Annotated in this window: 3 protein-coding genes; 1 reads left to right on the forward strand and 2 read right to left on the reverse strand. The window is 66.1% G+C overall.

The annotated features are described in order from the left end of the window. Positions 1 to 747: ParA family protein (locus EB084_23580; GenBank protein NDD31243.1), on the reverse strand; the 747-nt coding region annotated here is incomplete at its 3' end. Positions 748 to 804: 57 nt separating this feature from the next. Further along, on the reverse strand, positions 805 to 1,281 hold the full coding sequence (locus EB084_23585) for a thioredoxin-dependent thiol peroxidase (protein NDD31244.1): 477 nt from the start codon (positions 1,279 to 1,281) through the stop codon (positions 805 to 807). Between the two features lie 192 nt (positions 1,282 to 1,473). Here EB084_23585 and EB084_23590 point away from each other — a divergent pair. Further along, on the forward strand, positions 1,474 to 2,490 hold a 1,017-nt coding region (locus tag EB084_23590), incomplete at its 3' end, for a hypothetical protein (protein ID NDD31245.1).

Consider the following 2,490-nt stretch of genomic DNA (forward strand, 5'->3'; position numbering starts at 1 on the left):
CTCGAGCATCTCGGTCGCCGCCGCGCGATAGTCTTCGGCCCCCGCGCTGCGAGGATCGTAGACGGTGATGGGTGCGGCAAACGAGGGGGCCTCGGCCAGACGCACGTTCTCACGCACCACCGTGGCCATGACACGGTCACCGAAGCGCTCGCGCAGGCTGGCCACGACATCGAGACACAGGTTCTTGCGCATGTCGACGCGGCACGGGAGGATGGCTGACAGTCGCGCCGATGGGCTCAGGCGGCTTCGCACCCGATCAAGGGTGTGGGTGAGCGCCGCGAGACCCGAGAGGGCCATGACGTGCGCCTCGACGGGCACGAGCACCTCGTCAGAAGCCGCGAGAGCCGAGATCGACAAGAGCCCGAGCGACGGTGGGCAGTCGAGCAGAACGAGGTCGTATCTGCCGTCCGGGAGCGCTTCGAGGCTGCGGCGAAGCAGCAGCTCGGCCCCGACCTCTGCGGCGAGGGCGCGGTCAACCCCGGAGAGCGCGTGCGACGCCGGAACGAGATCGACGCCCGGAACTCGGGTCGAAGCAATGATGTCGTCGAGACGCCCCTCGCCGCACAGCGTATCGAGAAGCAGGTTTCGCTCATCATGGATGCCCAGCCAGGCGCTGGCAGACGCCTGGGCGTCGAGGTCTACGACAAGAACGCGCCAGCCGCTCTCGGCAAGCGCGGCCGCAAGACAGACAGCGCTGGTGGTCTTGCCGCTGCTGCCCTTCTGGTTGATGATGGCAATGGTCTTCACGGCGCGTCTCCTTGAAATTGGTTCAAGGATGAATTGGCCGTGAAGACCCTTTCTCCTTCAGCCTTTCAGGTTGGCGAGAACACCCAGCACCTGCGCATCGTGCCCGTCGACCGAGACCTTCTTCCAGACGTGCGCGATACGCCCGTGCGCATCGATGAGGTAGGTGCTGCGCTGAATGCCCATCGACTTCTTGCCGTACATGTTCTTCTCACGCCAGGCCCCATACGTCTCGGCGACGGCGTGGTCAACGTCTGCGAGCAGCGCGAAGTCGAGGCTGTACTTGTCGCGGAACTTCTCGTGTCGGGCAACGCTGTCGGGGCTCACCCCGAGCACGACGGCGCCTGCCTTCTCGAGGTCTGCGCGACGATCGCGAAAGGCGCAGGCTTCACGGGTGCATCCCGGCGTGTCGTCCTTGGGATAGAAGTACAGCACCACGGGCTTCCCCCGCAGGCTCGAGAGACGCACCGTCGCGCCGCCGTACGACGGCAGCTCGAAATCTGGGGCCAGGGTGCCCGGTTCGAGAAAGTCGGTCATGGGAATGCGGCTCCTCCTTGTGGCGATGGCCCGATGACAGGCATCGCGGCGATGTGGAGGGCAAGACTTGCGCGTGGCGGGAGAGGCTTCCTCCCATCCCAGGGGCAGACCGTCCTTGCGGACGCGCGGCGCACTCTGCTATAGTGTAAGTTCGAAAGTCGTGCAGGTCAGCCGACAGGAGAGGGTGCTGGGGTGAATGATCTGAGAGTCGACGGGGCCGTCGCGCCCACGTCAACACGCGCCACGAGCGGGTCTCTGCGCCCGGAGCGCTCGTCACAGGGCGAGGTGTCCTCTGATGCCACGCCACAGATCGCGAGTCCGACCGAGAAGCATCGCGCCCTCGACGCCAACGCCCGCTCCCACGAGATCCTCCGCGCCCTGCAATCAAACGGGAAATCGCCGCAGAAGACGCCGTCGAACGCATCTGACCGCGCGGCGCACGCGGTTGCCCGCCCCACGTCGGCCTTCGTGGCCACCGTGCAGAAGAACTTCGTGAAGTGGGACACCGACAAGGACGGCAAGCTCACCGACCCGGAAATCGATCGGGCATGCGAAGACCCCACGAACCGCGGGAAAGCGGCCGCGGCACTCGACGTTCTCGAGCGGGGCGATGACGACCCCTCGTTCAAGGGGTTCGGCGCCGCCGAGCTGAGAGCGGCCGAGGCAAAGTTCAAGAAGGGCGATACCTCGTGCGACGCGCAGATGGCATACTACACCTCGCGCATCGACGAGTACCACAAGCAGAGCGGGCTCTACGGGGCCAGCGGGCACCCTTCGATCAGCGACATCAACCAGTCCGGCGAGGGCGACTGCTTCTTCCTGGCCGCGCTGGGCGCGAAGGTGAAGCGTGACCCGGCCAGCGTGGAACGCATGATCGCCCCCCACGACGACGGCAGCTACACGGTCTCGTTCGCGAAGGAAGATGTGCACGTGGCGCCGCTCACCGATGCCGAGCTGGGGCGCGCGGCGTCGAGCGGGGGCAATGGCCGCTGGGTTGCCGTCGTGGAACGGGCCTACGCCGACTACAAGACGCGACAAGACGCCAGCAAGGAGGTCGACCCGTACGACGCCTTCAACGGCGGGGGGCTCATCGAGCGCGCCATGGGCGACATGGGAGCCACCAACGTGCAGTCGTTCAACTTTGCCGGCACCAACCCGAACAAGCTCCCCTCCCTCGACGGGTTCAGAGGCCATCTGCAAGGGTTCCTC

It is taken from the genome of Pseudomonadota bacterium, assembly GCA_010028905.1.
Taxonomy (GTDB): Bacteria; Vulcanimicrobiota; Xenobia; order RGZZ01; family RGZZ01; genus RGZZ01.

What these genes read in the sequence shown, in the direction of transcription:
- EB084_23585 (NDD31244.1), bottom strand. Translation starts at nt 1,281, where the DNA reads ATGACCGACTTTCTCGAACCGGGCACCCTGGCCCCAGATTTCGAGCTG.